The sequence below is a fragment of the Endozoicomonas sp. Mp262 genome, from assembly GCF_025643335.1.
GTDB lineage: Bacteria > Pseudomonadota > Gammaproteobacteria > Pseudomonadales > Endozoicomonadaceae > Endonucleibacter.
Map to the genome: position 1 here is coordinate 2895334 of NZ_CP092489.1, position 26909 is coordinate 2922242.

The window sequence follows — 26909 nt, forward strand, 5'->3', positions numbered from 1 at the left end:
AACAGGAAACTAAATAATGCATATTAAAGATGCTATTGCCAGGGTTGTTCAGCACCTCGATTTGAGCCGCTCTGAAATGATCGCTGTGATGCAGCAAATTATGACAGGCCAGTGTACCGACCTTGAGATCGGCTCATTGCTCACAGCGCTGCGAATGAAAAGTGAAAGTATTGATGAAATCACCGGAGCTGCAACAGTGCTGCGGGAGCTGGTCACTCATGTGGAAGTGGACGCCGGGCATTTGGTGGATATTGTCGGTACGGGAGGGGATGATGCCCACCTCTTTAATGTTTCAACCGCTTCCGCTTTTGTAGCGGCGGCGGCGGGTGCCCATGTTGCCAAACATGGTAACCGGGGGGTATCCAGCTCCAGCGGCAGTGCTGACCTGCTGGAAAAAGCAGGCGTTAACCTTGCTATGAATCCTGATGAGGTAGCCCGTTGTATCAGGGAGGTTGGCATTGGCTTTATGTTTGCACCGGCTCATCATGTGGCCATGAAAAATGTTGCCAGTATTCGTAAATCGTTGGGTATACGAACCTTGTTCAATATTCTTGGCCCCTTATCCAATCCGGCAGGTGTGGATAACCTGGTGGTTGGCGTCTTTACCCGTGAACTGTGCCGTCCCCTGGCGGAAGTCTTCCGGGAGCTGGGTAACAATCACGTCATGGTGGTTCACTCCCGGGATGGCCTGGATGAAATCAGTATTGCCAGCGAAACCTGTGTGGCGGAGTTAAAAAACGGCGAAGTCCGTGAATTCACCATCGAGCCGGAAGACTTTAATATCGACTCCCAAAGTCTTATTGGTATCAGTGTTAAAGATTCAGAGGAATCCCTGGCGCTAATCAGGGATGCACTGGGCCGGCGTCAGGGTCAACATGCCCACAAAGCGGCAGACATAATTGCCCTGAATAGTGGCGCTGCTATCTATGTTGCAGGTATTGCCAATACATTAGGTCAGGGCATAGCAATGGCCCGGGATACCATTGCCAGCGGCCTCGCCCTTGAAAAAATGCAGGAGCTGGCCAGCTTCTGCAGCGTATTTATCGAGGATCAGTAACCATGTCTTTGCCAACCATCCTGACAAAAATTATTGCCCGTAAGTATGAAGAGGTCAGTGAAGGCCAGCGGCAGCTGACCCTCGCCAATGCCCGTGCCCAGGTGGCAGATTGTCCGCCAGCAAGGGGATTTGCTGCCAGGCTGCAACGGCAGGCCCGTTCCGGCAAAGCAGCCATTATTGCAGAGTTAAAAAAGGCCTCTCCCAGTAAAGGCATTATTCGAGAGCACTTTGAACCCTCAACGATTGCGGAAAACTATGAACAGGCCGGAGCCACCTGTTTGTCCGTATTAACTGACCGTGATTTCTTTCAGGGTTCCCCTGACTATCTGAAACAGGCAAAAAATGCCTGTTCACTGCCCATCCTGCGAAAAGACTTTATGGTTGATCCCTGGCAGCTCTACGAAGCGCGGTTAATGGGCGCTGACTGTATACTGCTGATTGTATCTGCGCTATCAGATACCCAGCTGGCCGATTTTAATGGCATTGCCCAGGAGCTGGGTATGAGTGTACTGGTTGAAGTTCACGGCGGTGATGAACTGGCAAGGGCCTTATCGCTTGAGGGCGCTTTACTGGGCATTAATAACCGTAATCTTCATACCTTTGAGGTCAGCCTCGACAACACCTTCGGGTTACTTCCCTATATTCCGGATGGCCGTCTGGTGATTACAGAAAGTGGTATCCATACCAGAGAGGATGTGGCCGCCATGTTTAACCATAATGTAAATAGTTTTCTTGTGGGAGAGGCATTTATGCGACAGGATAATCCGGGTATTGCACTAAAAAGATTATTTAATCAATGTTTATAGTCTTTTTCTATGACTGTGGCTTTTTAAAGCTACAGTCAAAAGGAAAATCCATTCACGTAGTATCTCAAGCAATGAAAAAAGGTATACAATGGACTCTTGTGTGGTAAACAAGATGCTGGATTCTCTTCGGATTCCTCATCATAGTCTTTATAAACGCATGACATAATCAAAGCATGATCAGTTTCAGTTTTTTCTGATGGTTTTCCTTCATTCAAATAAACAACAGCATGCATTGTTTTTTTTCCATGCTTTGTGGCTAAACTATCAGATAATCGTAAAACCCCATCGGCAGCCATCATTTTTTTCTGTAGACAATCAGGAAGGCTATGACTAATACCATTTATTATTAACTCATAGCATAAATCTTCATACATTTTATCTGGCATCAATTCTTTTAACTTTTCTAATGGAATGTGAGCTGTTTGAATACGTAACACTGGATAAGTGAAAGCGATCTTACTATGCCAGCATAAATGAGAATACTGTATATCTTGATCTTTTATATTGGAATGTCTGGCATCTTTATGACAAAGCCTATGAGTATGGGTGAACATTTCACCAGCGGAAAAAATTAAAGGTTGATCTGTTAAATTATTTTCCATTTGATCTTCCATTCTATGAAAAAGCGATAAATGATTGTCCCAAGCCTTTTTTCTGATTTTAGGATTATTAAGTGCCTTTTCACACTCACTTTTTGATTGGTTATATGTCACGCCAGTAGCAAGACATGAAAATGAAATACACAAGATACTCATAATTAAAAGCAACTTATATTTAGAGAAATAAAATGCATTGACGCAGTGTAAAAAAGCCATCAATATACTACTCCACAGGCAATCCGGCTACCACCTCCTCCCATAGGCGGATTATCAGAATAGTTATCCCCACCTGCATGAATCATCAGAGTCCGCCCTTTTAAATCTTTCAGTTTAAGCCGTGGTGCCGTCACAGACATAGTAACGTCACCCTTTTCATCGGCGATCAGCTTGGGTAAATCTCCCAAATGGCCTTTTCCATAAGGCCCCTCATGCCTGCCACTGTTCTTTGGATCATAATGTCCCCCTGCGGCCAGGGCAGCAACAGGTTCTCCATTCTTTTCAGCCACAGCACAGGAAGGATTTTCATGAACATGAAAGCCATGCTCACCCGGGGGCAAACCTGTGAGGGAAACATTAAACACCACCCCCTCTTTTCCCTGGCTAATAATGATTTCACCGACATCAGCACCAATCCCCTCCACTGAAACCTTATGAACATCAACCTCAAGGGACTGCTCTGCACAGGCAGCCAAAAGCATCACTGCCCCCAGGATTTTGCAAGCTTTCATCAATCGATCCTGCTGAACTTTAATATCATTGATCCAGCATAGTCGTATTTTTTCAGTCTTACAGGAAAAGCCTTGCTCTCTGGGCAGATGCGCATAACTAATGGCCCATCCAATTTTTTGGCAGCAGGGTAGGGCTAAGCCGTAGCGGTACAGACAGTTTTTCTATACCCTTGCATGCTGATACAAACAACATGCAAAAAAGGCATCTTCCTGAATGAAAGCACAGGTAAAATGGGTCGATAACGAACGCTTTATGGGCCTGACTGATAGTAATAATACCGTGGTAATGGATGCAGATAAAAACAGTAAGTCAGCAGCCAGTCCAATGGAAATGATTTTAATGGGTCTGGGTGGGTGTTCTTCCGTGGATGTAGTTAGCATCCTGAAAAAGGCCCGACAGGATGTTCAGGACTGCAAAGTTGACATACAGGCAGAGCGTGCTGATGCGGTTCCAGCGGTATTTACCAAAATCCACCTGAACTTTGTGGTCAAAGGCAACAATATCAAGGAATCCCAGGTTCAGCGTGCGGTTGAACTCTCCGCTGATAAATACTGTTCCGTGGCTATAATGCTGGGCAAAGGCGGTATAGAAATTACTCATAGCTACGACGTTCAGGCTGCCTGATTGTTGACCGCTTGTGAAGGAGGGGAGGGTATCCTCCCCTAGGAGCCTGTCGGACTTAAGTCTGTCCTGCTGCGGTCGAAGCAAATTGGTCTAAAAATTCGCTTTTGTTCGGTAAATAGAACCACTATTCACCTCACAAAAGCGAATTTTTATCCTCAATTTTCTACGATCCTCGCTACGGACGCTTAAGTCCGACAGGCTCCTAGGGATATTTCAGCCCGGAGGCCACTGTAACTGCCTGCCTCCCAACAGATGCAAATGTATATGATAGACGGACTGCCCACCCTGGTTATTACAGTTCACCACCACCCTGTAGCCATCCTCTGCCACACCCAATTCCTTCGCTAACCGGCTGGCCGTCAGCATCATCTTACCCAGCAGTAACTGATCATCTTCCACCGCATCATTCAAGGTGCCAATATGTTTCTTGGGAATGATCAGCACATGATTGGGGGCCGCTGGATTAATATCCCTGAATGCCAACAGGTCATCGTCTTCAAAGACCTTGTCAACGGGGATATCCCCTTCAACCATTTTACAAAAAAGGCAGCTCATCTATTGTCCTCCTGCCTGTATTCGACGTTCCCACAGCAGTGTTGAGCCCACAACTGCCGCAGGCATAATCAATAAGTTTACCAAGGGAATTAACATAACCAGGCTAACTGTAGCCCCAAAAGCCCAGACTCCCGGATTGTTTTGCCTCAGCCGCTGCATCATATCAGTAAACGACATCATTCTGTTATCCGCCGCATAGTCACAATACTGGATTGCCATCATCCAGCCATTAAATAGAAACCAGAGAAATGGACTCACCAGATTAACCAGCGGAATAAAAGAAAGAATCAGTAGTATCAATGCCCTTGGTAAATAATACTGAAGTTTGCGCAGTTCGCGACCAATACTTTTGGGCAAAATAACCAGCCAGTCCTTCAGCGCCATATCCGGTAACTCTGCCCCTTCCATACGCTGTACTTTTTCCGATAACAGTGCATTAAAGGGAGATGCAATGAGATTGCCTATAACGGTAAAGGTAAAAAAGACCACGGCAACTATACCAAGAAAGAACAGTGGCCAGAGGGCATACTCAATAAATCCAAGCCATTCAGGCAACCACCCCAGTAAAAAATCCATCCAGGCAGAAAACTGTCGCGAGGCCCAGTAGACGATACCACTAAATACACCAATATTGATTAATAGCGGCAACAGTACAAACCAGCGCAGTGCCGGGTTAAAAATCATCCGGAGTCCATCCAGAAAAAAGCCCGGACCGGAAGTGGAAGAGGTTTTGTTCATATGATTTACCGTGAAAAAACGCTGTCTTGCTCTGGAGTATTACTAAATCTATCTCCAGCCATAATGAGATCACCGTATTCTACACCTAAAATAGATTTCAACTATTTATTCAATAACTAATACCAATTTCCACTTCATAGTCCCAGTCGTTATCATTACCGCCATTTTATTTACTTTATTTATTGTTCAACTGAACAGGCATAGACCATAACGGAGTCCCTCATGAGTGAAACCAAACACGCTCAACTGTTAATTCTGGGTTCAGGCCCTGCGGGCTATACGGCAGCCGTCTATGCCGCCCGGGCTAACCTGAAGCCTGTTATTATCACAGGCATACAGATGGGAGGTCAGCTGACTACCACCACAGAAGTTGATAACTGGCCCGGTGGTGCTGAAGGCCTTCAGGGGCCGGAACTAATGGATAAAATGCGTGAACATGCCGAGCGTTTCAATACCGAGGTTATTTTTGACCATATTGAAGAGGTTGACCTTAGTCAGCGCCCCTTCACCCTGAAAGGCAATGAAGCCTATACCTGTGATGCCCTGGTTATTTCTACCGGTGCCAGCGCCCGTTACCTGGGACTGGATAGCGAAGAGGCCTTCAAGGGTAAAGGGGTGTCCGCCTGTGCAACCTGTGATGGATTCTTCTATCGCAAACAGCATGTTGCGGTGGTGGGTGGCGGCAATACCGCCGTTGAAGAGGCACTGTATCTGTCTAATATTGCTGAAACCGTAACACTGGTGCATCGTCGTCAGGAGTTCCGTGCTGAAAAAATCCTGCAAGATAAACTCATGGATAAAGTGAATAACGGTAATATCCGTTTAGTGTTGGACAGTGTGGTTGATGAAGTGCTGGGAGATGACTCCGGTGTAACAGGCCTGCGGGTAAAACAAGTGAATACCCTGGAAACTCAGGACCTGGACGTCACCGGGGTGTTTATCGCCATTGGTCACACCCCCAACACTGGAATCTTTGCAGGTCAGCTGGAAATGAAAGACGGTTATATCAAGGTCAACAGTGGCCTGGAAGGCAATGCAACCCAAACCTCTATCGAAGGGGTCTTTGCTGCCGGAGATGTTATGGATCATGTTTATCGTCAGGCCATTACATCAGCGGGAACTGGCTGTATGGCAGCACTGGATGCTGAAAAATACCTGGATGCGATTAAACGATAATTAATATCATATCCTGTATAAAAAGAAGCCCGGGTTAGCCGGGCTTCTTTTTTACCTTCCGTTATTTTGATACTACTCGCTTACCGCTTCTTTCTGTGGTTTCATGCCAAAATCTTCAGAAAGTGTTCCCTTATCCTCTGCCTTATGCTTTGGTGCATAGTCCTTGGGTTGCTCCACCGGCGTTGCCCGTTCATTTCTGCGTTTAAAGGCTTTTCCGGACAGCAAGGAGTTACTGCCAAGCAGGGCATCACCCAGGGTATTTCTGACTTTTTCATCCTGGCATAGTACTTCAGCACCACTGGCCATATGCTGATGCACGTCTTTATAGGTATCCGTCAACTTGTTCACCAGGTGAGCCGTGGTGGTAAAGTGGTCAGCAACCTTGTCCTGATAATCCCTGAACTCTTGTTGAAGCTCATCCAGTTGGCCCGCTAACTTTCCATTACGGGAACTGGAACCTGCAAAAAGATGGTATAATAACGCACCACAAAGCCCCCCGCCTAGAAATGCCAAACTGCCAGCCAGCCAAATTACGTTCACATTTTCCACAGTATTGCCTCACTCAGCGGGGCTGCGCCCAATCTATGTGGCCTTAAAGTTATAATCTTTTTCTGGCAATGTATAGTGTAACTATCAAAAGGATTAAAGTGGTTAGAGAAAAAAATGCCAGAAAAGCCTGAAACTCGTTACCAGCAAGAGTTAGCCCATAACGGTTTTTCCGACGATCCGGCACAGGCTCTGGCAATAAGGCACCTTCAGGCTCTCTATGACCAGCTTGTCACCCCCAAAGCCAGTCCTTTAAAAAAAGCCTTCCAGCTCTGGTTCCCAAAAAAGGAGACACCCCTAAAGGGCCTGTATCTATGGGGTGGAGTGGGGCGCGGGAAAACCTGGCTCATGGATTTATTTTATGAAAGCCTCCCCTTTGAGCATAAAACCCGCATGCATTTTCATCACTTTATGAAGTATGTACATGAGGAACTCCGCTCTCTGGCTGGAGTCCAAAACCCCCTTCAACAGATAGCCAGTGGCATGGCTAAAAAATCCGTAATTATCTGCTTTGATGAGTTTTTTGTCTCAGATATCACCGATGCCATGATATTGGCGGGTCTGCTTGAGGCCTTATTTAAAAAGGGTGTTATCCTGGTGACCACCTCCAATGTGGCACCCGATAACCTCTATAAGGATGGCCTGCAAAGGGTTCGTTTTTTACCTGCCATTGATTTATTAAACACTCACACTACAGTACTAAATATTGATGGAGGCACTGACTATCGACTGAGGATTCTTGAGCAGGCAACCACTTACTATACCCCCCTCAATCAGAATGCCCAGGCTCACCTGGCAGCCACGTTTGATAGCCTAGTCTCCGGAACCCGTTATGTGGAAACCAGCCCCATAACCCTTCTGAACCGGCCTATTCACTGTGTGAAGAGACATGAGGGGATAGGGTGGTTTCTATTTGAAGCCCTGTGTGATGGCCCCAGAAGCCAAAATGACTACATGGAGCTAGCCTGCCTTTTCCATACCGTGTTACTTGAAGGGTTGCCAGAACTGGATGAAAGTAAAGATGACCAGGCTCGCCGCTTTATCAGCCTGGTGGATGAATTCTATGACCGAAATGTAACACTAATCCTCTCTGCTTATTCACCAATCAATGAAATTTATACTGGAAGCAGGCTCGCATTCGAATTTCAAAGAACCGCCAGTCGACTCCATGAAATGCAGTCCAAAGAGTTTCTGGCACGGACACATATTGCCGGTTAATCGTGCCAGGTTAACCTGTTGTTTCAGAGACGTTCCTATAGAGCCTTTTCTTATTTAGTAGTAGGCAGTTTCTTTACTTTACCTTTTATATACCTATAGCTTCCCTTGCATTTATGTTTCAAGTTTTGCATTGCATCTTCTGGAAGCCAGTCAATGGAAACATCATATACTTGCCAGTCAACATGATCTTTATTCAAGGTCACTAAAAGATAACCATGGATATCGGCATCAAAATGTTTAATATTCCGGTTTGTACATAGGCATAATTTAGAAAATAGCGACATTACACAGGATGATTGTCCGCAGCATCCTATCTCTTCCTTAAAACCTGGTGAAGTGACTGCAGGTGTCATTAAACCCAGGGCTTTTGCTAATACATGCCCTTCCTTCGAAGTGGCTACAGTATGATTCTGCTGGTATGTATGCATATCCCCCTCTAGCCAGACCATACGATTCTGGCTGCCGGGTCCACTCAACATCGCCTGTCTGATCATATCTTGTTCTGCTTGATACCCATCCCATTGATCCACATTCAATAGACCCCTGGTTTTACCGCAGGATACTGGACAGCGGCTAAATCGTTCGAACATGGTTTGATTTCCCCATACAGTCAGGCCGTACTCCCTCCAGTCTGCCAGTTCTTTCATAAACCAGCCTAGCTGTTCCTGTCCCAGCATGGTTTTCTCGGGATCATCGATATCCTTATCCGGTCCATCCCGGAAACTTCTGGAATCAGTCACAAGGAATTTAGCAGTTTGTCCAAATAAAAATGAACGAAAATATTTTTTGCGATTAGTTTGTCCCACTTTCTCTTCTGAGCACCTTATGGGAGTATACAGCTCAAATGCCCTAAGACCATCCTCTGCGATCTGTTCATGATCCATTCCTTTATATACCCGCCCTGGAATAACAGCCCTTTTGGTTTCAGAATTTTGGTTCCCATACCAGTTATTGGCAATTTCGTGATCATCATGAATAGAAATAACAGGTATGGATGCATAAAAATCCTGGAGCTTTTTATCTTTTAAATATTCATGACGAATTGCCCTGAAATCCTTATAATTAATTGCAGAAGGTTGTTCTGAAGGCAGTTGAAATGCACGTGGCCTTCTTGCACAACAGCAACCACATTCATAGTCATAACTTTCATATTCATAAACTTCATCGCCTGAGAAATAAACATAATCGATTTTATCCGCCCAGGCATCCAAGGCTAATTTATTATATAAATTAAAATCACCTGTATTTTTATTCTGACAAGTAAGCACTAATAATCTTATGGGGCCATTATAATCGGGGCCAGGTAATGTCTTGGCACGCCCGGTTCTACTATACTGGTCAGCACCGTATTTAAAGCGATAATAATAAATGCTTTTAGGGTTAAGCCCCGTCACATCTGATTTAACAGTGAAATCTTCCCGTTCACTTGTTTCTAAATCAACTTCTTTAGCCAGCAAGCTACACTGTTCATCTTCGTAAACCTGTAATTTGACCTTTACAGGTAAATTATTTCTGTCGGCTATTTCTTCTTCATTAATTCTTGTCCATAAAACAAACCCTTCTTTTGAAGGATCGCCGGAACGAACTCCCAGGTTAAATAATTTTTCATCGACAAAGCCTTGAACTTTACTGATTAACGAAAAACAAATAAACGATATGACAATAAACCACCTTAACACGGTACACACCTTTTTAAGTGTAAAAATCTACAGGTAAATAAGTGTAGTACTACATGCGTTTAATAAGCTGCCATGACCGAATACTGGTTAATATTTTTTTGTAATATCTATTGTAGTTTTCACCAGCTATTCCCGCATGATGAACGTCGATGATCGTTGGTATTGACAATAAGGCAGCAAAAATAATGAAGCCGATCAAAACTGAGCCGCCAATTAACAAAGCGGAGCTTTAAAGAAAAAATGTCACCCCTGAACGTAGCTACGATATGGCCGGTTATGATGTATCGAATGGAATCACCCTTTTCTCTTCAATACCATGAGTTACTGTGTAAAAAAGCCCCTCCCACGTTTTTATCAGCCAATGCAAAAAATAGCCCTGTATCCATTTCCATAATGCTATACGGACTCCTTTTGAGCGGGTTCTTAAAGCTTCCTGAAACTGGGGACAGCACAGTTCCTGTATTTGATCTACGAGAAAAGCAAGCATCGTCAGATAGGCCAGATTTGTGGCTAAGTGCTTCTCACCGTGACCGTAGTTATGTTCGAGATCGTAGCCTTGATTTTTCAGGGTGTTAAACGTCTGGTTCTCAATATGCCATCGGCAGCGCCCTCCTTTCATGACGGGTTCTATGGTTTCTTCGTTAAGCGGAATATCAGTCACCCAGCACCAGATATGCTGTTTACCTTTTTTATCGGTTTCGACAAAATCAAGCACATTAACCTGTTCTGCATATTTTGCCTTGTTCAGCCTGACGTCATTGGCATAGCGAAACCACCACTTAATTCCAGTCTCTTCATTAACTTTTTCAGCACGGTGAACTTTTCCTTCTTTATCCAGCTCATCCATCGCTTCAACCAGCGAGGCATGGTTGCCATCTTTCGCGACAATGATGTAATGCCAGCCATAACTCTTAATCAGTTGGACAGTGGGGTTGTCAGCATAAAGACTGTCCAGAAGAATAACGAACTTTAGACGTGGGTGATGCTCTCGTATGGTGGCAAACAACCGTTTAATGGCATTTTTTTCACAGTCATTTTTGGTCGAACCGTCCTGGCAAACTATGGCTTCCGGTGCCAATGGCAAGACTGTTTTTTGATCCGGGTGAGCAATGCATGCTGCCATTAACTGGTGGTAGTGAGCTTCGTTGGCCTTTCCCTTATTTTTAGTACAGCACTCCTGACAAGGTTTTTTATTATTGCAGGAGTAAAATAGCCCAGTTCCATCGATCGGGAGCAAGTAGTGATTTTTCAAGTTCCCGCAGTGAAATTCGAATGCCTTCAGTAATCCGCCCCTTTGGACGTTAGACAGCAATGTCTTAAAAGGCTTTTTGAACTCTACGGGATCTATTGGATCCAGGATTTCCCGCATACTGGTATCACAGGGAGCACGTTTTTTTATCTGATACAGGTGCTCAAGGTTATGCCTTACTTCTTGCTCTGTTTTATCACGCTCAAACGAGAGGAGCGATGGGTACTTGAGATGCATCATGGCAAAAGCGGACATGGAGGCATCATGTATTGTTATTTTTCTGGAATCCTTGTTTGGTCGGACATTTGGAATTTGCTCATAACTTTCAGAAATCGTAGTAATTAAACTGTTTGCACAAAGATGCTTACGACTTTTTTGGAATGGATAAGCCATGAGAGACAGCCATTGATAAAGTATCCCTATCAAAAGTAGACGTTATTTTGTGCGAAATCACTCCATTTGGAATTTACTGTAAGCCTTGCTGTTGCAGTGATTTAATTGATGTCACGGGAATAGCTGAGTTTTCACCTTTAGATGGGAACTGCTTTTCTTTAATCAGGGGGGATGGCTGACGGTTATTGAGGCTCTCAGGCACTAGCCGATAAAAGAAACCGTCCTTTCCAACAGAGGGAGGCCGCCAGCCATTGCCTTTCCTTCAGCGATAAGCCTTTTAGCAGGCGCTGCCTTTATTCTGACCCGTTTTGCCGGGACGAAGCAGTAAGCTGATAGATGGTGGAAGCCAGAGTTCAGGTAAACTCTGGTGGTGGCCGGAATATGCCAATACAGCACTCTTTTTTTGGGAATATACATGGATTATCAATACACAGTAGCCTGCTGGATTAACAAGCCTAGCCTATTTTTTTCTACTTGCCCGAATTTTGTCGTAAGCCCCTTGAATCTCCTGGGTTTTTTTCTTGGCCACCTCCATCATCTCTTTCGGTAGTCCTTTGGCCACAAGCTTGTCGGGGTGATGCTGGCTCATTAGCCTGCGATAGGCTCGCTTGACTTCTGCATCGGAAGCATTGCTCTCAATACCCAGAATTTCATAGGCCTGCTTCAGCTCATAGGCCGCATTCGGCCTTTGAAAATGCTGTTGCTGCCGTCCCCCTGCACTTTGCTGATAGAATGCCCGCTGGGCCAGGAAGCGCTTATGCAACAATTCAAAGGCAACGGAGCTTACCCCGAGAATACGGCAAATCTGATGAAACACCTGTCGCTCAGCCTGGGTTAAAGCACCATCGGCATAAGCGGCCTGGAGCTGGATCTCCAAGAACATGGGAACCAGTGTACTGGATGCTGCCGCCTGCCTGAACTCATGGAGGGTAGCCTCAATATTGGCATTCTGCTGTTTGCCTTGATTAAAGAGGGATATTGCCATTTTGCGCTGTTCTGGTGATAAACGCATCTGTCGCATAATGGCAGAGGCCGTCTCTATCTCATCCTCACTGACACGACCATCAGCCTTAGCCAGGCGACCCATAACCAAAAAGGTGGCATTAAAAAAAGCACTTTGTGCTCGCTGACGGTTAAAACGGGCACCGCCACCGGTGACACCAGGCCCATTCTGCAGATAATTCTTATTGATCCAGGCACCCAGGAAGCCACCAAAAACAGCGCCAAACGGCCCCCCAAAAAGCAACCCTAAAAAAATGCCGATAACAATCGCAGTCATGAAACTCTACTCATACTCCCGGAGTGGTTTCCGGATGACTATCCAGATAACGCCCAAGATGTTCCAAACGTTCAATAGTGCCCACATCAGTCCAGTGTCCGGTGTAATGAACACCGGTTACTTTCTGGCAGGCCATCGCCTTTCGCAAAAGTGGAGCCAGCTTAAAAGCCCCCGGGTGACAACCATTGAAAAGAGCATTAGATAATACACTAATACCACTGAAAGTCAGTGATCGATCCTTGTCATCCAGCACATAGCCAGCAGCCAGTGAAAAATCACCCACTGGCTTAAAGTCAGGATTATTCACCATCACCAAATGGGCATGGGCTGTTATAGATGAAGGCAATTGGTTCAGGGGGTAGTCCGTATACACATCTCCATTGATCACGATAAACGAATCATTGCCCCCTTCCGTCAGCAGGGGCATGGCCTGCAGGATTCCGCCCCCGGTTTCCAGGGGTTCAGGTTCGGCAGAATACCTGAGCCTGACCCCCCACTGCTCACCATCACCCAGATGGGAAACAATCTGATCCCCAAGCCATGAATGATTAATAATAATGTCCCGGATACCTGCACGGGCCAGGTTTTCAATGTGATAAACGATCAGGGGTTTTCCCGCAACAGGCACTAATGGCTTTGGTGTTTGCAATGTTATTGGCCTCAGGCGCTTGCCAAAGCCGGCAGCCAGAATCATGGCCCTCATGCCTTTACCTCTTCCTGAATCCGAATCACCTCTGCACCGAGTAATGGCATGACTCGCTGCTCCAACCACTGGGCATGTTCCTGTAATTCCGGATAGCGGGCACAGGCAGTCAGCACGTAATTAAAGGTGGTGGGCAAATCCCCCAGATAGCTGGCTTTCTTATCCCTGATCCAAAGTCGGGAAAAAATACCCAGACACTTTAGGTGACGCTGTAAGCCCATCCAGTCAAACCATTTCAGGATTTGTTCAGAGCTGACAGACGCCAGTTGAGAGAGACCGTTGGTATAGTTTAATAACCAGTGCTGAACTTTTTCCGGCGGCCAACACTGATAACAATCCTTTAATAGTGATACAGGGTCGTAAAGCAGAGGGCCGTAAAGGGCTCCCTGAAAATCAATCACTCCCAATTCACCATCGGCACCTAACATCAAGTTTCGGGAGTGGAAATCCCTGTGAACTGTAGTTTTGGGTTGCTCTAATGCTGAAAAAACCAGGTGATCAAACAGCTCTTCAAGCATCCGTTGCTCTTTATCGCTTAGCTGTAATCCGAGGAATGAGCGCAGAAACCATTCAGGATAGAGAGATAGCTCAAACCTGAGCAGCTGTTCATCGTAGCAAGGCAAGTTACCTGCGGGTAGCTGTTGGATAGACCGTAGTGTTTTCAGTGCCTGGCTATACAAGTCCTCCACGGACTGCTCATTCAGGCACTCCTGTAACAGGCAGTCACCAAAGTCTTCCAGCAGCATAAAGCCCTGTTCAAGATCAAAGGCATAAACGAAGGGAACGTTAATATGATGTCCTCGCCAATCCTCGGCAATGGCAATAAAGGCAGCACTGTCTTCTGTTTCAGGAGGCGCATCCACTGCAATAAGGGAACCCTGGGGGCCCTGAACCCGATAATACTTTCGAAAGCTGGCATCATTGCTGATTGCTTTCAAGGGAAGCTGCCCATCGGTTCCCTGTTCGGTTGATAATTGTTCAACGACCCATGCCGCCAACTGTCCGCGGCGGTCATGTGCTTTTATCAATTCCGGTAATTGCTCAATCTTGCTGGTTACCATGAAACCCGGTCACCTGTATTATTGACGGTTAGCAGAACACAAGTCTAAACCAAAACCTGACCAGACTCCCCATTTCGCCTGACTTTGTTTTCTAAGGCGCATTTTCTCATTACCTTCGCCTTTTGCAAAAAATTATGGACAGGCCCCCAGTACCTGAAACAGGTTATAAAAAAGGTTTCGAGCCTGCTTTTAACACAGTATCATGAAAGCCTCAGATTCCTTAATCATACTCACTGGTCAAAGAGCGTAACATTATGCAAACGGCACGTTGCAAACAGATTGCACGTGTTTTCTCTATCGAAGGCCAAGCCAGTGAAAGCAAAAAACCGTCCCAGGATTGTTGAGCTCATGGAGATGCACCCAATACCGTTTAAACCAAGGACATTAGCCTTGGCGATAGCTGCCAGCTTGCTAGCCAGTTACCCGCTGCCAAGGGCTTATGCAAAGGACGGCTCTGTTCAAGCAGAAAGTGAATGGAGCTGCTCACCCGCAGCCAGCGGAAAAGGCTGGGATTGCACCCCGGTTTCTAAAAAGTACAGCCCGATAAAAAGAGCACCACTACCCAAATCTGCAACTGCAGTAACAAAAGAAAAAGAAACGGGGCAACAGTCTGAAGAAACCACAGGCGTTGCAAAAAAGGTAAAAACCCCGCCCGCTCTAAAAACCACTTTAGACTGGGTACCTTATGAAAAACTGACTCCTGAACAAAAAGCCGAACAACCCTGCTACAGCTGTGGTGCCTATATAGAGCCTGACCGGCCAGGGATACACTTCAAGGGCAATCCTGATTCACAACCCATTGTGGCAGAAGCCGATAGCACCCGTTATGATCAGGAGTCCATTGTAACCCTTGAGGGCAATGTCAATCTTCGTCAGGCCAGCCGCCAGTTTAAGAGTGACAAAGTCACCCTGGATAAAGAGAGCAATCAGGCAGGTTTTGAAGGCCATACGGTGATCCGGGAACCTGGCATTCTGATTATTGGTGATCGTGGCACTGCCCAGATGGACAGTGGCAGGGCATCTGTAGAAAATGCGACATATGTCATACATGGCAGCAAGCTGCGGGGACAGGCCAGTTCCGTCGTCAGAAATGAAGACACCACCATGGATCTGACCAATGCTACGTACACTTACTGTCCTCCCGAAGATGAGGGCTGGCTACTGTCAGGTAAAAGCTTCAAGCTGAATCCTGCCACCGGCTTCGGTACCGTCCGGGATGCAACGGTGAGGGTGCAGGGACTGCCTATTTTATATACCCCTTATTTGTATTTTCCCATTGATGACCGCCGCCAGTCCGGTTTTTTGTACCCGTCCTTTAGCTCCGGTAGCGATAACGGCCTGGATATCAGCATACCGTACTACCTGAACCTGGCCCCCAACTACGATGCCACCATTACTCCCCGGCTGTTAAGCAAAAGGGGGTTATTGCTGGAAACCGAGGCTCGCTACCTGACCGAGCATAATAAGGGCGAACTGGGTGTTGCCGGTATTGCCGGGAAAGACTCGCTTAAGGATGAAAATCCCAACTATGATGAAAAACGCTGGCTGGTCAATTGGCGTCACAATACCAAGCTAACCTCCCGTTGGGATATCCAGGTGGATTATGCCAACGCCAGTGATAAGGATTACCTGGATGATTTTGGCAGCCAGCTTAATCTTTCCAATAGCGGCCCACTGGATCAGAAAATAGAAACCCGTTATGTGGGTGGGGATCAAAATTATAACTGGCAGTTCAGGCTTAATGCCCATAATTACAAGAATATGAGTCGAACCTCCGATGACCCTTATAACAAGTTACCTCAGCTTGAGCTAAAAGGAGACTGGCTGGCGGCTGAACACTTCAATGTCGGCTATCTGGCGGACTACACCAAATTCTCCAGGGATGATAACTGGCGCTTCCTCCACGAAACCACTGACCCTGCCTTTGATCCTGCTGACAAGGTCAAAAAGAGTATATACGACGAAGGTTACGGTATATCCCGGGCTGAAGGGGAACGGCTGTATCTGGAAACTGGTGCCAGTTTCCCCATGCGTGGGAGTTATGGTTTCCTGACGCCTGCCGTTAAAGTACGTCATGTGCAGTATAAGCTAAGCAATTTGGTTCGCTCTGAAGTGGTGGATGACCTCGGTGGTTCCTATGATGACTTTAAGGCCAAGGATTATACCGAGTCGCCCAAAACCACTGTGCCGTCTATCAGCCTGGATGGCGGTTTATACTTTGACCGCCAGACCACCATCGGCTCAACAGAGTTTACCCATACCCTTGAACCCCGGATGAAGTATCTCTACGCCCCCCATGTGGAAGGCCAGGAGATGAACCCTATCTTTGATACCGCCCACATGGGCTTTAATTACAGTTCCCTGTGGCGTGATAACCGTTTTACCGGTTATGACCGTCTCGCGGATGCCAATCAGCTTTCCCTGGGGGTAACCACCCGCCTGATGGAGGATGATGGTTTTGAACGGGCCCATTTTGGTATTGGACAAATTGTCTATTTCAGTGATCGAAAGGTTTATATTGATCCAACGACAGGTAAAAAATCCGAATCAGACTGGGATCATGACCTCACTGCCGAACAGACAAAAATCAGGGATGAACTGAAGCACCCAACCTCTCCCCTGGCTTCAGAGCTGGTCTATAACATCAATCGTTCCATGAGTATCAGACAGGATCTGGTATGGGATACTAATGACAACCAGATTGATAATTATGGTGTTTACTACCGCTATCACCCCGAGGGGGGAAGAAAGGCCTTTAATATTGGCTACCGTTTCCGGGATCAGGTTGACCGGTATCTTAAGGATGAAAACGATAACAACATCTGGGTTGATCCAGGCGATCACAACAAAGGTTACAAGACGGCTTCCAACAATCTCAGCCAAAGTGACCTGTCCTTTGCCTGGCCCGTTGCCAACAATTGGTCTGCCCTGGGTCGCTGGCAATACGATCTAACCAATCAAAGGAACCTTGAGATACTTTCCGGTGTCGAATATAACAGCTGCTGCTATCAAGTTCGCTTATTATGGCGATCCTGGATTGAACCGGACGACAATATCGACCATCCTAACTCCAAAAGCGGGGTTTTCCTGCAATTTGTACTTAAGGGGCTCGGTGGCCTCTCCAGCGGCTCTGTTACTGAATATCTGACAGGTATCCAAGGTTATACTCAACGTGAGAAGTAATATGAAGGGATTGAAACAACTGGCACTGGCAGCCCTCTGCTTGCTGAGCCTGCATGGTGGTGCTGTCAGCGCCAGAGTGGTACCACTGGACTGGATAGTGGCCACTATCGATAAAGATCCGATAATGAATAGCGAGCTGAACAGTCGGGTTGAAACAGTGCACCGCCAGCTGGCTGGCCGGAATGTGCCCCTGCCTCCGGAGGACATCCTCAAGAAGCAGGTGCTGGAGCAGCTGGTTGTTGAGAATATCCAGCTGCAAATGGGGCAGCGTGCCGGTATTCGCATTGATGACTGGGCCCTTAATGATGCCATCAGCAAAATCGCCCAGCGTAACAAGATGACTGTGCAGGAGTTCAAGAAAAACCTGGAGGCGGATGGCCTTTCCTTTGCCCAGGCCCGGGAAGAAATCCGCCGGGAAATGATTATTAACCGGGTGCGTCAACGCCAGGTGGGTGAACGTATCCATGTCAGTGAACAGGAGATTGATAGTTTCCTGAGCTCTCCGGAAGGCAAGGCGCAAATGGAACAGGAATATCGCCTGGGCCATATCCTCATTGCCACCCCTGAAAATGCCAGCCCCGGGCAGATCAAAACCGCCGAAAAACAGGCCAAAGACATTTCTGCCCAGCTGAAAAAAGGGGCTAACTTTTCTGAAATGGCCATTACCTATTCCAAGGGGCAAAATGCCCTGAATGGCGGTGACCTTGGCTGGCGCAAACCGGATCAGCTACCAACCCTGTTTGCTGAACAGGCCATGAAAATGAAAAAAGGCCAGGTTTCAGAACCGGTTCGCAGCCCTGGTGGTTTCCATATTTTCAAATTGCTGGATAACCGTGGCAATGAAAAGCATGTTCAGGAACAGGTGCATGTTCGCCATATCTTGATCAAACCTAATGAAATCCGCAGCAATCTTGAAGCCCAGATGTTGGCGAAAGGTCTCTATGACCGCATCAAGTCCGGTGAAAATTTCGGTGAGCTGGCAAAAGCCTATTCTGATGACACCGCATCAGCCCTTAACGGCGGGGATCTGAGCTGGGTTAGCCCTGCGTCACTAGTTCCTGAATTCCAGACGGTTATGAACCTGGTACCTCAGAATACTGTCAGCGAACCCTTCAAGAGCAGTTATGGCTGGCATATTCTGGAAGTCTTGGGTAAACGGCAGTCTGATATCAGTAACCAGGTTCGTCGCAACCAGATCAGGGAGCTACTGGGTAACCGCAAGTTTGAAGAGGAGCTGGCTGTCTGGCTGCGGGAAATTCGTGATCAGGCTTATGTTGAGATCAAACTGAAATGAATGACCCATTATCCCGTATCCCACGATTAGTCATAACAGCGGGTGAACCTGCCGGTATTGGCCCTGATCTTTGCCTGATGATTGCCCAACGGCAGCACTCGGCACAGCTGGTAGTGATTGCTGATCCCGAGCTGCTGGCTCACAGGGCAAAACAGCTTAATCTGGATATCTGCCTGGACACCTTCGACCCTGATAACAGGACTCCCGGTAAAGCCGGACATTTGCTGGTTTACCCTGTTTCCCTGAGTCAGCCCTGCCAGCCGGGTCAGCTTGATCCCGCTAATAGCCACTATGTTCTCAAAACCCTGGAAATGGCAGCCCAGGGTTGTCTTTCCGGTCTATTTGATGCCATGGTCACAGGGCCTGTGCATAAAGGCGTTATAAACGACGCTGGTATTCCTTTCAGTGGCCATACTGAATACCTGGCAGCCCAGACCGGGACGGAGAAGGTGGTGATGATGCTGGCTACCGAGGGCCTTCGGGTGGCCCTGGCAACCACTCATTTACCCCTGTCACAGGTATCCAGGGCAATAACCAGGGCCTCTCTGGTTGAGGTACTGAATATCCTTCATAAGGATATGCAGGAGAAATTCTCAATCAATAAACCCAGAATTCTGGTTTGTGGGCTTAACCCCCATGCAGGTGAGGGCGGGCATATGGGGATGGAAGAAATTGAGGTTATCTCACCGGTTATTGAAGAGCTGAATCAGTTGGGTATGAACCTGACGGGGCCGCTTCCTGCAGATACCCTGTTCACTCCCCGATACCTGGATCACTGTGATGCGGTGCTGGCCATGTATCATGATCAGGGACTTCCGGTTCTCAAATACAAAGGGTTTGGTAATGCGGTGAATATCACGCTGGGCTTGCCTATTATCCGGACATCTGTTGACCACGGGACAGCGCTTGACCTGGCTGGAACGGGAAAGGCCTGTGCTGGCAGTCTAATGGTTGCCATCCGGACAGCTATGGAAATGGTTGATAGTTAATTATCTGCTCTCGCCGGGAACATGGTATGGATACAGGTGCTATGTAGAAGTGGCCGCTTAGATTTGATGCGGGATTCAGGTCGTTAGTATGCTGAGCTTGATTACGGCTGGCTAGGGAATGTTATCTGAAAATTTAAAAACCACTGGCTAAAGCCAGTGGTTTTAACCCTTCGGTGAACTAATAAATGTCTTAGGGTCGCTGTTGAAGTAATCGGCAGAAAATATTCCTGCTACCTTTCCAACAATCAAATAATAGTTACTAACTGACCTGTATATAAAAAAACAAAGGAGCATTCCACACAAAACTGTTCTGAAATTTTGAACTTATATTTATTTCATATCTTCCTTTATTGAAAAAGAAAATTTCAATCTTTGTTAGTACGGTTTTATTTGATCTGTAATTTGCGTTTTTTAGTGTCAATATACAATATGTATCACTTGAATAAAAATCAACTAATTCTAGGTGTTGATTGATTTTAATCATGGGTTTCATGAGGGTTGCAATCACTAAAGCGGCAGGGATTATATTGATCCAGCCTTCAGTAAGATCAGGCTGTGACTGATGTTTATTATTTAAAAAATTGAATAAGAAAGTATTAGAAACATAACCTAGGTATCCTGTCTTGTTTAACCTGTGATAGAAGAAACCAGTTTTTCTTTTATCTAGGCAATAAGTATCAATTTCTTCTTCTCTCTCATCTAGAACTACAACGGTTTTTAAAACTGAATCAAGCTGTTGCTCAGTTAATTTTGCGCTAAGGGGGGGGTAATAAATATTAAAAAAAATGAAGATAAATATAAAAAAATAATACTGTTTTTTCAAAAAAATGCAACCTGACAGCTGGCTTGGGCTAGTACCCAAACAGCAGTTTAAAGGAGGTATACCCACCTTGCTGGGTATCAGTAAATGGTGGGCGTTTACCTGTAAACACTGATAATACCCGGTGACAAAACTGCTATTCGAGTTGATGGTAAACATGATGATTAGCGTAACCAGTGGAAGGTGAATATATATCTTTTAGTTGATATCCAGCGATTCCTGAATGGTTGCAAGTAAATCCAAGGTGATAGTATAAGAAAAGAGAGTGACGTATTCAGGATATTGACCATCATAGCGAGTTACAACCTTCTCGCTTGTTTTTTCTCCTATCTCCATCTTTTGATGCCGGGGATCGATCCATTCTTCTTTTTTAGTATAAGTGAGTTTCACGGAGGTGTTTGTGTTATTTTCAAAATTATCAGGAACTTGAACTGTCAGCCAGTGCTCTTTTTTTTCTTGAAATGGGAAAGACAGGAAAATAGGGTCTTTGCTGTAAAAAATGAAAAGTGGTTTCATTGAACCTTTAGTTGAATCTAGCAAAACAATAAAAGCATCCTCGCTGCCCAATGAAAAGTCAGTTGTATTTTTTTCCTCCGCTAGTGTGACACGAAATACCTTTGATACGGTAACATGCGGTTTCTCTGCAAAGTTCAGCATGGATTTAGGTGTGTGTTTTTGTGCTCTTTCTTGAAAAATAATACCAGTCCAAAGTGCATATTCCAGCCGCCACTCAAAAGCTTCACCTTTGTCTGGTATGTATTTAAAACCTCTATTGTCATCCAGTCTCTCTAACCCCCCCCCATGATAATTGAGGGAGAGTTATAGCTACGAAGCAACAGGAAAGGCAGTATTCTCTAAAAAAAGCCATTATAATAACCTCGACACTAGAAGAGTTAATAGGATAGAATATATGGTAAACAAACAATAGATTAGAATATTTAACCCGAGCTTTATATTTTGTAGCATGGTTTTATAAGGTGTCCATTAATTTGACTCCAGCATCATTACCTATCAATCAACCATTTGCTGCTTTACCTACAGTCTGTCAGATCATTTTTTGCACTGTTTCTGAAGTAAGCCTCTTCAACGCCGATATCTGCTACAGGAGTTGAAACTGTAACTGGATACTGTGCAAGGGAAAAATAAAATGAAGATAAGCAATTCATCATCTGAACCCATGATTTCACCTAAGGAAGGCGTTGAAGCGGAGGTTACCTCTCGAGATGGAAATATCAAGTCTCAAAAGATTAGCAGGCAGATGCTGGAAAGTGCGTTGAAAGAAGTGGAAAAAGAGTTGGAAAAAAATATTTTAGATAGAAATACACTTGTTTTAGATAGCCAGGGGATTGCTGATATTGGTAAAAAATGTGCCGAGTTGGTTAGAAATGAAGGTGTAAAATCTCATTTGAAAGCGCAGGATGCAAAAGTTAAGCTATTTTTAAGTAATCTAGGAAGTGTCAATTTTAATTGCCATAAGTTTAAAACAGGAGAGAACTTGGGGGTGAAAACCTGTTTGCCGGATGCAATAGGAACAGCCTTATTTGGTCGTACTAATTATGGGTTGGCAGAAATATTTACAAATTCTTTGAGGGAACACCTGGTTGCCAATAAAAAATTAAAGCCTGGTGATGATTTTGATGTTGATAATAATGAGCAGATGAGCGCTATTTTTGAATATATCAAAGAAAACTACGGCATTAGTGTTAATTTGCAGGTAATGGGCAATTTTAGTGGTATGGATCCCATAATGTCATCTGCTGATGATAAAATATATGAAGTGGAAAAAGGCAGTTTAGTGCATATCTCATCTGCAGGTAACGAACAGTCTGATTTTAGTATTCCTGTTTTATATTGCCAGCTGAATAATGGCAGGAGTACATTCTATGGCATTGACTTTATGTAAGTGGTTCGGTTTTTTTAGATAGGGTTTATTGATTAATAGAGTCTTCTAAATTTGATTAAACCGTGCCAACTTAAAAAGTGCATGTTTTCTGGCTCTTTGATTAAGCAGTGCTAATGCGGTTATTCTGCTTAATCATCCTAATAACCTGGCAGAACAGTTTGAACAGGATGAAATTGCCATCCAGACAACTGATAGCCTTCTGGACTACATTAAATTCCGTACTCTGACTGACCAAGAGTTTAATATTAATCGAAAGGCGTCCTCTCTTCTTTCTGAAGATATTGTTTCTTCACCCTTTTATTCACTTTATAGAATCTTGTCTATTCCTCATTTTTGCGGGTGCACAATAAAACGTTTTTTTGCTTACCTACTTCAAGGGTCAGAGCTGAAAGCCCATGACCAACCCTTATTACAGGCGATCATTAAACTATGCAAAACAAACCCTGGCTGTACTCTTCAAGATATGCTCGACAAAGAGAAAGGGCGGAAGCAAGTTGATAAGGATGTCAAGGCTTTGTTTGCTTATCTGAACAAAGATGCTCGATCTGTATTTAAGAACGAAGGTGCAATGCCTCAATAAATGAAAATATAGCTACTAATGAAAATACAGCCACTGATGCAAATGTTATAGTCGCTATAGTAGCAGTCACAACCGGGTTTGTAGTGCTACCCGCTATTGCGATATGCCTATGGAAAAGCAAAAAAGCACAATATTTTGGCAGCTGGTTAGCCCGCCCTTTTACTCGCTGCTATCGTAGATCCTATGCCCGTACTGCCACAGAGGGCGGAGATCCTCAAGATATCGAATTACACAGCCTATAGTCTAAGAGCTTACCAGGTTTACAGAGCACTCATTGAGTTTTCATATGGGCCAAGGCCAAATGGATGGGTTTCCTGCAAGACCCGCTTCCCATAAACCCTCAATAAATAATGGCGAAGTTGGAATTCCCATGACACATTGGTTTATCATACTCGCCTTTTTTCTAACCCCTTATATAGTGACGACATCTTATGCTTGATGTCGTAGAGTCTGTCCAAGAGCAGTACCCGTAGCGAGAATGGTAGAAAATTGAGCAAAAGACCCCGGTTTGTGAGGAGAGTAGCAACAGGCTATTTGATCACCACAAGCAAGATCTTAGGCCCATTTACTGCCTCTTCAGTGGGTGCCTGCTCTCGGATAGATTCCTATAACCCGGTAGCAAGGCCCTATGTCCCAGACCGCTATTCCCTTTCATAAAGCCCGTAAACGCTTTGGCCAGAACTTTCTTTATGACCATGGTGTGATTGAGCGTATTGTTGCGGCCATCCATCCCAAAGAAGGAGAGAAGCTGGTTGAAATTGGTCCCGGACAGGGGGCTTTAACAGAAGGACTGTTGCAGAGGGCTGGCGCACTGGATGTGGTGGAGCTGGATCGGGATCTGATACCCACCCTGAAACTTCGTTTTGGCCTGAACCGGGAGTTCAGGATTCATGAAGCGGATGCCCTGAAGTTTGACTTCAACACCCTGAAAACAGATGACAGACCGCTTCGTCTGGCTGGCAACCTGCCCTATAACATTTCAACGCCACTGATCTTCCACCTGCTGAGCTTCCAGGGGCTGATCGCAGATATGCACTTTATGCTGCAAAAAGAAGTGGTGCAGCGCCTGGCAGCCGTTCCCGGGGAAAAACATTATGGCCGTTTGGGTATTATGACCCAGTATTACTGTGCGGTGGACTACCTGTTTACCGTGGGGCCCGGCTCATTCAGGCCCGCACCCAAGGTGGATTCTGCTATTGTCCGCCTGGTTCCCCACAAAGAGTTGCCATACCCTTGCAAAAATACAGCTCGCCTGGAAATCGTCGTGCGGGACGCCTTCAGCCAGCGTCGCAAAACCATTAGAAACACCCTTAAAAAACATTTAAATGCCGAGGCTCTGGAGCAACTGGGCATTGATCCCGGAACACGCCCCGAACAATTACACCTTGCTGATTTCGTCAAAATCACTGATTATCTTGAAGACACCTCTTGCTAAGGAAAGTACTGTATGGCGGTATATGCTGTAGGTGATATCCAGGGATGTTATCAGCCTCTTCGACGACTTCTGGACAAGCTGCGGTTTGACCCCGATAAGGATACTCTCTGGGTAGCGGGTGATATGGTCAACCGGGGGCCAGATTCTCTGGCAACCCTGCGTTTTCTAAAGAGCCTGGGGAAATCCTGTGTTGCCATACTGGGTAATCACGATCTTCATCTGCTGGCTGTGGACGCCGGTATTCGACGACAAAAGAAGGCGGATACCCTTAAGAAAATTCTGGTGGCTCCTGACAAGGATGAGCTGATCCACTGGCTTCGCCATCGCCCCTTTATGCACCACAGTAAAAAAAGGGATATAACCATGGTTCATGCCGGTATACCACCGATCTGGACCCTGAACCAGGCCCGAATCTATGCCAGAAAACTGGAAGAGGCCCTGCAGGCTGACAATTACCATAAACTGCTAAAAACCCTGTTCAAGACCGACAAACCCCTGGGCTGGGAAGATGCCCTGAACCGTAAAAAAAAGCTCCGGCTGGCTGCCACCTATTTCACCCGCATGCGTTTTTGCGATGAGCAGGGCCGGATGGATCTAAAGAACAAGTCGGCAATCCCTGATAAAGGGTTTGCCCCCTGGTTCACCTACAAGCATGCCCCCATGTACGGCCAGTCCATCATCTTTGGTCATTGGGCTGCGCTGGAAGGAGAAAGTCACCTGCCTCATATCCATGCTCTGGATACCGGCTGTGTCTGGGGCAGACGCCTGACCGCCATCAATGTCAAAACCCTGGCTCGAACCAGTGTCAAGGGTATCTAATACATTATTTCAATGTCTTTGAAGTCGTTCCCAGGCTCCTGAGGCCTTTGCGACACCTTGGGGGTGCTGGGAGCGAGTCCTGGTTGATGGTGAATAGTATGAGCTTTTAACTCCTCATTAACCACACTCTAATTCCTTATTGCTCAGTCACCAGTAACAATCAATTAACAACAAAAACCCTGTGCTTTTTGGTTTCATGGCCGATCTAACACTAAGTCGGAACGTCTCAGGGTATTTAACTGTCATGGCCAGAAAACAGCAAAAAAAAACCACCTACCTCTGGCAAGGAAAAAACAAAAACGGACAAAAGGTTTCTGGCGAAATCCAGGCGAGCACTATTGCGCTACTTAAGGCTGAATTAAGAAAACAGGGCATTGTTTCCGCCAAAATTAAAAAGAAGGGTATTGCCCTGGGAGGGTCTATAGGCGGAAAAATAAAGCCCATGGATATCGCTCTCTTTACCCGCCAGCTTGCCACTATGACCAAGGCGGGCGTTCCCTTACTCAATGCCTTTGACATCACCGCCGATGGACTGGAAAAGCCGGCGCTCAAGGATCTGATTACCAAGATAAAAAATGATGTTGCTGGTGGTAGCAACCTGGCCGATGGCCTGCGCAAGCACCCTAAATATTTCGATGATCTTTACTGCAACCTGGTGGAGTCAGGAGAGCAATCAGGAGCCCTTGAAACCCTTTTAGACCGAATCGCTACCTACAAAGAAAAAAGTGAGGCCCTTAAGGCAAAAATAAAGAAAGCCATGAACTACCCTGTAGCCGTCGTTATTATTGCCTTTATCGTAACGGGAATCCTGTTAGTCAAGGTGGTTCCCCAGTTTGAGGAAGTCTTTGCCAGCTTTGGTGCTGAGCTTCCTGCCTTTACTCAAATGGTGATCAACCTGTCCCGGTTTATACAGGCGAACTGGTATTACGTGGTGGGCGGTGTGGTGGCCATTATTTTTACTATCAAACAGGTTTTGCAACGCTCCCAGGCGGCACGGGATGGCAAGGATCGGTTGCTGCTTAAAATTCCTGTGTTGGGGATGATTCTGGACAAGTCTGCTGTCGCCCGCTTCGCCAGAACCCTTTCAACCACCTTTGCGGCAGGTGTGCCACTGGTGGATGCCCTGGACTCTGTTGCCGGAGCTGCCGGTAATGTGGTTTATAGAGAGGCAGCCCATAAAATCAAAGAGGATGTCTCAACGGGTCAGCAGTTACAGCTCTCAATGCGAAGTGCCGGTGTATTCCCTGCAATGGCAATACAGATGGTCTCAATCGGTGAAGAATCCGGTGCCCTGGATGAAATGCTCGACAAAGTGGCCAACTATTATGAAGATGAAGTGGACAATATGGTGGATGGCTTAACCAGCCTGATGGAACCCCTGATCATGTCAGTACTGGGTGTCCTGGTGGGAGGCCTGATTATCGCCATGTACCTGCCAATATTCCAGATGGGGTCTGTGGTTAATTAAGTTTTA

At 46.0% G+C, this 26909-nt stretch carries 24 protein-coding genes; 12 read left to right on the forward strand and 12 right to left on the reverse strand.

What is annotated here, in order from left to right; all coding sequences use genetic code 11:
* Window positions 1-16: 16 nt before the first annotated feature.
* Window positions 17-1057, forward strand: coding sequence for an anthranilate phosphoribosyltransferase (gene trpD, locus MJ595_RS12785; protein ID WP_263078291.1), 1041 nt, complete (start codon window positions 17-19; stop codon window positions 1055-1057).
* A 2-nt stretch (window positions 1058-1059) separates the two neighbouring features.
* The gene (trpC, locus tag MJ595_RS12790) at window positions 1060-1863 is read left to right on the forward strand and encodes an indole-3-glycerol phosphate synthase TrpC (RefSeq protein ID WP_263078292.1); all 804 of its coding nucleotides are present in this window, start codon (window positions 1060-1062) and stop codon (window positions 1861-1863) included.
* Between the two features lie 35 nt (window positions 1864-1898).
* Here trpC and MJ595_RS12795 read toward each other — a convergent pair whose 3' ends face one another.
* Both MJ595_RS12795 and sodC read right to left on the reverse strand, forming a co-directional pair.
* Complete coding sequence (locus MJ595_RS12795) at window positions 1899-2678, reverse strand: hypothetical protein (RefSeq protein WP_263078294.1); 780 nt, start codon at window positions 2676-2678, stop codon at window positions 1899-1901.
* Window positions 2678-3190, reverse strand: coding sequence for a superoxide dismutase [Cu-Zn] SodC (gene sodC, locus MJ595_RS12800; protein ID WP_263078295.1), 513 nt, complete (start codon window positions 3188-3190; stop codon window positions 2678-2680). The genes MJ595_RS12795 and sodC overlap by 1 nt, the downstream gene beginning before the upstream one ends.
* A gap of 214 nt (window positions 3191-3404) precedes the next feature.
* Between sodC and MJ595_RS12805 the strand changes: the two genes are divergently transcribed.
* The gene (locus tag MJ595_RS12805; protein WP_263078297.1) at window positions 3405-3815 is read left to right on the forward strand and encodes an OsmC family protein; all 411 of its coding nucleotides are present in this window, start codon (window positions 3405-3407) and stop codon (window positions 3813-3815) included.
* A 213-nt stretch (window positions 3816-4028) separates the two neighbouring features.
* Here the strand turns inward: MJ595_RS12805 and MJ595_RS12810 are convergent, their stop codons facing one another.
* Together MJ595_RS12810 and cysZ are read right to left on the reverse strand one after the other, a co-directional pair.
* Window positions 4029-4370 (reverse strand): histidine triad nucleotide-binding protein, encoded by a 342-nt coding sequence (locus MJ595_RS12810; protein ID WP_263078299.1) that lies wholly within the window; start codon window positions 4368-4370, stop codon window positions 4029-4031.
* Window positions 4371-5108, reverse strand: a complete 738-nt coding sequence (gene cysZ, locus MJ595_RS12815) for a sulfate transporter CysZ (protein WP_263078300.1) — start codon at window positions 5106-5108, stop codon at window positions 4371-4373.
* Window positions 5109-5330: 222 nt separating this feature from the next.
* Between cysZ and trxB the strand changes: the two genes are divergently transcribed.
* Window positions 5331-6284, forward strand: a complete 954-nt coding sequence (gene trxB, locus MJ595_RS12820; RefSeq protein WP_263078301.1) for a thioredoxin-disulfide reductase — start codon at window positions 5331-5333, stop codon at window positions 6282-6284.
* A 72-nt stretch (window positions 6285-6356) separates the two neighbouring features.
* On the opposite strand, the gene MJ595_RS12825 is transcribed toward trxB, so the two are convergent.
* Entirely contained in the window at window positions 6357-6824 is a 468-nt protein-coding gene (locus tag MJ595_RS12825; protein ID WP_263078303.1) for a YhcB family protein, read from the reverse strand.
* Between the two features lie 123 nt (window positions 6825-6947).
* Between MJ595_RS12825 and zapE the strand changes: the two genes are divergently transcribed.
* A complete protein-coding gene (zapE, locus tag MJ595_RS12830; RefSeq protein WP_263078304.1) occupies window positions 6948-8048 on the forward strand; it encodes a cell division protein ZapE in 1101 nt (366 codons plus the stop codon).
* A 50-nt stretch (window positions 8049-8098) separates the two neighbouring features.
* Here zapE and MJ595_RS12835 read toward each other — a convergent pair whose 3' ends face one another.
* From MJ595_RS12835 to MJ595_RS12855, 5 genes are all read right to left on the reverse strand, one after another.
* On the reverse strand, window positions 8099-9727 hold the full coding sequence (locus MJ595_RS12835; protein ID WP_263078306.1) for an alkaline phosphatase D family protein: 1629 nt from the start codon (window positions 9725-9727) through the stop codon (window positions 8099-8101).
* 274 nt (window positions 9728-10001) lie between these two features.
* Window positions 10002-11369 (reverse strand): transposase, encoded by a 1368-nt coding sequence (locus MJ595_RS12840; protein WP_263078307.1) that lies wholly within the window; start codon window positions 11367-11369, stop codon window positions 10002-10004.
* 460 nt (window positions 11370-11829) lie between these two features.
* Window positions 11830-12648 (reverse strand): co-chaperone DjlA, encoded by an 819-nt coding sequence (gene djlA / locus MJ595_RS12845; protein ID WP_263078309.1) that lies wholly within the window; start codon window positions 12646-12648, stop codon window positions 11830-11832.
* Between the two features lie 10 nt (window positions 12649-12658).
* Window positions 12659-13351 (reverse strand): nucleotidyltransferase family protein, encoded by a 693-nt coding sequence (locus MJ595_RS12850; RefSeq protein ID WP_263078310.1) that lies wholly within the window; start codon window positions 13349-13351, stop codon window positions 12659-12661.
* Entirely contained in the window at window positions 13348-14412 is a 1065-nt protein-coding gene (locus MJ595_RS12855) for a phosphotransferase (protein WP_263078311.1), read from the reverse strand. The genes MJ595_RS12850 and MJ595_RS12855 overlap by 4 nt, the downstream gene beginning before the upstream one ends.
* Before the next feature lie 312 nt (window positions 14413-14724).
* Between MJ595_RS12855 and MJ595_RS12860 the strand changes: the two genes are divergently transcribed.
* Genes MJ595_RS12860 through pdxA form a run of 3 tightly spaced genes read left to right on the forward strand, consistent with a single transcriptional unit; the run spans window position 14725 to window position 19878 of the window.
* Complete coding sequence (locus MJ595_RS12860; protein WP_263078312.1) at window positions 14725-17595, forward strand: LPS-assembly protein LptD; 2871 nt, start codon at window positions 14725-14727, stop codon at window positions 17593-17595.
* Window position 17596: 1 nt separating this feature from the next.
* Window positions 17597-18889 carry a peptidylprolyl isomerase gene (locus tag MJ595_RS12865; protein ID WP_263078313.1) on the forward strand — a complete coding sequence of 431 codons (1293 nt, stop codon included), beginning with the start codon at window positions 17597-17599 and terminating at the stop codon, window positions 18887-18889.
* Window positions 18886-19878 carry a 4-hydroxythreonine-4-phosphate dehydrogenase PdxA gene (pdxA, locus tag MJ595_RS12870; protein ID WP_263078314.1) on the forward strand — a complete coding sequence of 331 codons (993 nt, stop codon included), beginning with the start codon at window positions 18886-18888 and terminating at the stop codon, window positions 19876-19878. The genes MJ595_RS12865 and pdxA overlap by 4 nt, the downstream gene beginning before the upstream one ends.
* A gap of 259 nt (window positions 19879-20137) precedes the next feature.
* On the opposite strand, the gene MJ595_RS12875 is transcribed toward pdxA, so the two are convergent.
* Window positions 20138-20701, reverse strand: a complete 564-nt coding sequence (locus MJ595_RS12875; RefSeq protein WP_263078315.1) for a hypothetical protein — start codon at window positions 20699-20701, stop codon at window positions 20138-20140.
* Between the two features lie 195 nt (window positions 20702-20896).
* On the reverse strand, window positions 20897-21355 hold the full coding sequence (locus MJ595_RS12880) for a hypothetical protein (protein WP_263078316.1): 459 nt from the start codon (window positions 21353-21355) through the stop codon (window positions 20897-20899).
* Window positions 21356-21845: 490 nt separating this feature from the next.
* Between MJ595_RS12880 and MJ595_RS12885 the strand changes: the two genes are divergently transcribed.
* The 4 genes from MJ595_RS12885 (at window position 21846) to MJ595_RS12900 (ending at window position 26903) form a co-directional block, all read left to right on the forward strand.
* Window positions 21846-22601 (forward strand): hypothetical protein, encoded by a 756-nt coding sequence (locus MJ595_RS12885; protein WP_263078318.1) that lies wholly within the window; start codon window positions 21846-21848, stop codon window positions 22599-22601.
* 1208 nt (window positions 22602-23809) lie between these two features.
* Window positions 23810-24616, forward strand: a complete 807-nt coding sequence (rsmA, locus tag MJ595_RS12890) for a 16S rRNA (adenine(1518)-N(6)/adenine(1519)-N(6))-dimethyltransferase RsmA (protein ID WP_263078319.1) — start codon at window positions 23810-23812, stop codon at window positions 24614-24616.
* Between the two features lie 12 nt (window positions 24617-24628).
* Window positions 24629-25435, forward strand: a complete 807-nt coding sequence (locus MJ595_RS12895; RefSeq protein WP_263078320.1) for a symmetrical bis(5'-nucleosyl)-tetraphosphatase — start codon at window positions 24629-24631, stop codon at window positions 25433-25435.
* 244 nt (window positions 25436-25679) lie between these two features.
* A complete protein-coding gene (locus MJ595_RS12900) occupies window positions 25680-26903 on the forward strand; it encodes a type II secretion system F family protein (protein ID WP_263322505.1) in 1224 nt (407 codons plus the stop codon).
* Window positions 26904-26909 lie beyond the last annotated feature (6 nt).